Raw genomic sequence first — 4,482 nt, 5'->3', positions numbered from 1 at the left:
CAGCGACTCGTCGGCGTATACTCGTCTACGAGTACTCGCTCACGAGGCAGAGATGGGCGGGAAACACGAGAGGCGAGGGACCGATGGCAAAGCGGCGGAAGGTGGGCAACCTGCTCGCGCTGTCGCTGCTGTCGCTGCTCGCGCAGCAGCCGATGTACCCGTACGAGATGGCGCAGACCCTGCGGGCCCGGGGCAAGGACAAGAACTTCAAGATCAACTGGGGCTCGCTCTACACCGTCGTCAACAACCTGGAGAAGTACGGCTTCATCGAGGAAGCGGGCACCGTCCGCGAAGGCAGGCAGCCGGAGCGGACCACCTACCAGATCACCGCGCAGGGCCTGGCCGAACTCAGGGACTGGCTGGCGGAACTCCTCAGCGTGCCGGAGGACGAGAACAGCGCGTTCGTCACGGCGCTGTCCGAGGGCGGCATCCTGCCGCCCGATCAGGTCATCAAGCTGCTCACGATCCGGCTGGCGACCCTGGACAGGGACAACGCGGCCCACCAGGCGGACCTGAAGCTGTGGAGCGAGCGGCTGCCGCGCATCCTGCTGCTCGAGACCGAATACCAGCTCGCCATGCGGCTAGCCCAGGCGACGTGGGTGCGCGGCCTGCTCAGGGAGCTGGTCGAAGGCACGATCGACGGCATTGAGACCTGGCGGCAAATCCACGAGACAGGGGAGATACCGCCGGAGTTCAGGGAACTCGACGAGCAGGCGAAGAGGGGGTGGCTGGAGGAGCCAGACGGCAAATAAACGACCCCGGCAACGGTGCGGCAACACCAGGAACCGGGGTCGCAACCTCACCACCAGTCCCGCGGCTAGACCGCGGAGCCCGGCAGGCAAGGCCCACCTTTGATGATAGCCGGACTCCTCTCGCGGGGCTGATCACGAAACGACCAGCAACCCGACAGGAGCTATCAGCATGCACTCCATCGAGGCCCGCGGCCTCGTCAAGACCTATCCGGCGCCCGGCAGCAAGAGCCGCGTCAGGGCGCTCGACGGCCTGGATCTCCAGGTCCCCAGGGGCACCATCTTCGCCCTCGTCGGCCCGAACGGCGCCGGCAAGACCACCACCGTCAAGATCCTCACCACGCTGGCCGCCCCCGACGATGGCACGGCGGTCATCGAGGGCATCGACGTCCTCGCCAGTCCGGCGCGGGTCAGGTCGGTCATCGGCGTGGTCGCGCAGCGGTCCGGCGCCGACCCGACGGCCACCGGCCGGGAGAACCTGGTCCTGCAAGGCCACCTCTACGGCCAGGACACGACGTCCGCGCGGAAGCGAGCCGACGAGCTGCTCGAGCACTTCCGGCTCACGGACGCGGCCGGCCGCTTCGTCCGCACCTATTCCGGTGGCATGCAGCGCCGCCTGGATGTGGCGCTCGGCCTGATGCACCGCCCCGCGGTGCTGTTCCTCGACGAGCCGACCACCGGCCTTGACCCCGAGTCACGGACGGCGATGTGGCAGGAGATCACCAGGCTCGCGGCCGACGACCAGGTCACGGTCCTGCTCACCACCCATTACCTGGACGAGGCCGACCGGCTCGCAGACCGGCTGGCCATCGTCGACCACGGCCGGGTCGTCGCCGAAGGCGAGCCGGGACAACTCAAGGCGGAGCTCGGCGCCCCGTCTCTCGACGAGGTGTACCTGCACTACGCGGGTCGCCAGTACAGCGATGCGCAGCGGCTGACGGAGGTCTTCAAATGACGGCGATCGATTATCCGGAACGTACGGTGCCGGCTCCGGTGCCCACCACGCTTCTCACCGACACCTGGTACCTCACCGGCAGGAAGCTGCACGCCCTCGTCAGGCAGCCCTGGGTGCTGGCGTTCAGCGTGATCCAGCCCGCGATCTGGCTGTTCCTGTTCGGTGCGCTGTTCCACAAGGTCATCGACATCCCCGGCTTCGGCTACCAGGGGTCGTACCTCGCCTATCTGGTGCCGGGCATCGTCGCGCTGAACGCGATGTCAGGAAACATGTGGGCGGGCATGTCGATGATCGAGGAGATCGAGCGCGGCACGCTGAACCGCCTCCTGGTCACCCCGGCCAGCCGCCTCGCGATCATGAACGCCAGCGTCGTCGAGCAGGCTGTCGCCACCACGGTGCAAACGCTGATCATCGTCGTCCTCGGCTATGCCGGCGGCGCCCGCTACCCGGGCGGCGTGACCGGCATCATCGTGCTCGTCATCGCCGCGGTCGGCATCGGCGTGTTCTGGGGCGCGCTGTCCAACATGACGGGCATGCTGCTCCGTTCCCGCGAGGCGATCATCGGCGTCTACACGTTCTTCATGCTGCCGCTGATGTTCCTGTCCAGCGCGTTCATCCAGCAGAGCTTCATGCCCGGCTGGATGCAGGCCATCGCGTCCCGCAACCCGCTCAACTGGGAGGTCCAGGTAGGCCGCTCGGTCCTCTCGGCGAACCCCGACTGGGCAGGCGTGGCAATCCGCTGCGGCGGCATCCTGGCCCTCGCCCTGATCGCGATAGCGATCTCGGTCACCACCTTCCGCAGCTACGCGAAAAACGTCTGACCGACTCGCGGAAGGCGGCACCGTTGGGAGCGGTGCCGCCTTCCGCCATAGGCTTGCCGGGTGGCTCACACCGTGCGGGCCGCGGGGCCCGCGGATCTGGCGGCGCTTCCGGCTATCGAGCTGTCCGGCGACGCGATGTTCGCGGAACTCGGGATCGTCTTCCCACCCGGTCCGGCGGCCGTCGAGGCGGCGATCGCCCACGGCGCGAGCATCGTAGTGGCGGGAGACCCGCCGGTCGCCTTCGCCGCGGTCCTCGCTCTTGACGGGCATCCGCACCTGGAACAGATCTCCGTGCGAGCCGACCAGACGCGCAGCGGCATCGGGAGCCTGCTGCTCGACGACGTCGTCCGCAGGTACGGCCCAGGGCTGACCCTGCTCACGTTCCGAGACGTGCCATGGAACGGCCCTTGGTACCTGCGGCATGGGTTCGCTGAGCTGCCCAGCTCCGCGTGGGGACCGCAGCTGCGCCGCCACTGGCAAGCCGAGATCGACGCGGGACTGCACGACCTCGGCCCCCGGCTCGTGATGTACTTCCCGGGCAGCTAGCTGTCGAGGAACCCTGACCGGTAAGCCCGTGGGCTGGGCGCCGAGATCTGCCGGAGCCACGAAGGTGCCCGCTGCTCGTGCTCCCGCGTGCAGTCGCCGGTCCCAGACCGCCACGACAAGGTCCGGGACTCCGATAGCCAGGGCGCTCGCAAGATGAACTGCGTCCGCGCCGCGAAGGCCGTGCTGGCCGGCCAGGTCCCCGGCTCGTCGTTCTACCGCCGGGGTCAGTTCGACGGGGCGGACCGCGGCCCAGTACTCCTCCCAGGCGTCTTCCGCCTCAGCGAGCTTGTCGTTGTCCAGATCGTGATTGCGGACGGCGGCCGCCAATGCGGCGCGAACCTCCGGGTACGCCAGCCTGCTCGCCAGCGCCGCATCGCACCCGTCCCACAACTCGACGGCGAGCTCAGTGCCGGCTTCGCCGATCACAAGCTTTACCAGGGCGCTGGAGTCGAAATAGACGAGGGTCATCGTCAACGCCGCTGGTCACTGACGATGTCCGATACGGGCCGCCGCGCCCGGGGCCGGTCACGCCCCGCGGCCGTGGGCCGGCGTGCCGACACGTCCCGGCCGATCACCCCATCAGCGGTGAGTCGCTGCAAGGTGGCCGTCGCTGATATGCCCAACAGCCGGGCGACCGGCACGCCACGGTCGGTGACGACAACTTCCTCGCCCTCGCGTACTCGGTCAAGCCAGTCGCTCAGGTGCGCGCGCAGTTCCGTGACGGGTACGTCCATACCCGAAGTGTACATTCCAGGATTCGTCCTTCTGTACGGAAGGGCGCCCCACTACGGCTGGTCGATGCGGGTCCAGGGGGTGGGCGGGTTGTCGTCGCGGGGGAGCCAGAGCAGCGGCTGGAGGCCGTCGAAACGGGCCTGGAAGCCTGGTTCCCACGGGAAGCGGTTGTTCCTGTCGGCCCACACGACCTGCAGGTACGGGGGCCTGACGAAGCCGTAGAACTCATCGGAGACCATGAACATGCTGGTGGTGCGCCAGCTCAGGTCGACGGGGCGGAGGATGAGCCGGGCCGGGCAGACGTCGTCGAGCACGTCGTCAGGGCCGAACTCCGCGCCGTCAGCGATCCTGGCGCCGATCGCGTTGACGATGCCGGCCGCGTTGCGCACCGGGGCGCCGCAGACCACGAGTTCCGGGGTCTGGCAGGTGAGCCACATCCCGACGCTGTAGGCCCAGGGCGGCACCGCGCCGTCAGCCTCGACGCCGGGCACGGCCCAGCCGTGCTCGCCGATCGTGCCGGTGATCCAGTTCATGTAGGCCAGATGGTCGGGCTCGGCGCCCGCGGCCTCCTTAGCGCAGCCGGGGCACCCGGGGTCGTGCCGCGCGGTCCGGCCGGAATGACGCTTAGGAAGGTTCATGGCCGTCACGTTACGCCGGGGGTCTGACATTCCAGCCCGTC

Annotated in this window: 6 protein-coding genes and 1 pseudogene; 4 read left to right on the top strand and 3 right to left on the bottom strand. The window is 68.6% G+C overall.

Going from position 1 to position 4,482, the window contains the following annotated elements:
* From WA805_RS08175 to WA805_RS08160, 4 genes are all read left to right on the top strand, one after another.
* Positions 1-752 (top strand): PadR family transcriptional regulator (locus WA805_RS08175; RefSeq protein WP_425242027.1); only part of this gene is annotated, 752 nt, incomplete at its 5' end.
* A 169-nt stretch (positions 753-921) separates the two neighbouring features.
* Positions 922-1,704 (top strand): ABC transporter ATP-binding protein, encoded by a 783-nt coding sequence (locus tag WA805_RS08170; RefSeq protein ID WP_422276266.1) that lies wholly within the window; start codon positions 922-924, stop codon positions 1,702-1,704.
* A complete protein-coding gene (locus WA805_RS08165; RefSeq protein WP_425242026.1) occupies positions 1,701-2,525 on the top strand; it encodes an ABC transporter permease in 825 nt (274 codons plus the stop codon). The genes WA805_RS08170 and WA805_RS08165 overlap by 4 nt, the downstream gene beginning before the upstream one ends.
* Before the next feature lie 60 nt (positions 2,526-2,585).
* Positions 2,586-3,071 (top strand): GNAT family N-acetyltransferase, encoded by a 486-nt coding sequence (locus WA805_RS08160; protein WP_424563071.1) that lies wholly within the window; start codon positions 2,586-2,588, stop codon positions 3,069-3,071.
* Positions 3,072-3,206: 135 nt separating this feature from the next.
* Here the strand turns inward: WA805_RS08160 and WA805_RS08155 are convergent.
* The 3 genes and pseudogenes from WA805_RS08155 to WA805_RS08145 form a co-directional block, all read right to left on the bottom strand.
* A pseudogene (locus WA805_RS08155) lies at positions 3,207-3,539 on the bottom strand (type II toxin-antitoxin system VapC family toxin); the annotation flags it as partial.
* A 2-nt stretch (positions 3,540-3,541) separates the two neighbouring features.
* Positions 3,542-3,805 (bottom strand): type II toxin-antitoxin system Phd/YefM family antitoxin, encoded by a 264-nt coding sequence (locus WA805_RS08150; protein ID WP_422325487.1) that lies wholly within the window; start codon positions 3,803-3,805, stop codon positions 3,542-3,544.
* Positions 3,806-3,856: 51 nt separating this feature from the next.
* The gene (locus WA805_RS08145) at positions 3,857-4,441 is read right to left on the bottom strand and encodes a DUF4262 domain-containing protein (protein ID WP_422276258.1); all 585 of its coding nucleotides are present in this window, start codon (positions 4,439-4,441) and stop codon (positions 3,857-3,859) included.
* Positions 4,442-4,482: the final 41 nt, after the last annotated feature.

Origin of the sequence: Trebonia sp. (assembly GCF_049794275.1) — a bacterium.
GTDB lineage: Bacteria > Actinomycetota > Actinomycetes > Streptosporangiales > Streptosporangiaceae > Trebonia.
Note: the sequence above shows the minus strand (reverse complement) of the source record. Positions and strands in the feature narration are given on the sequence as shown.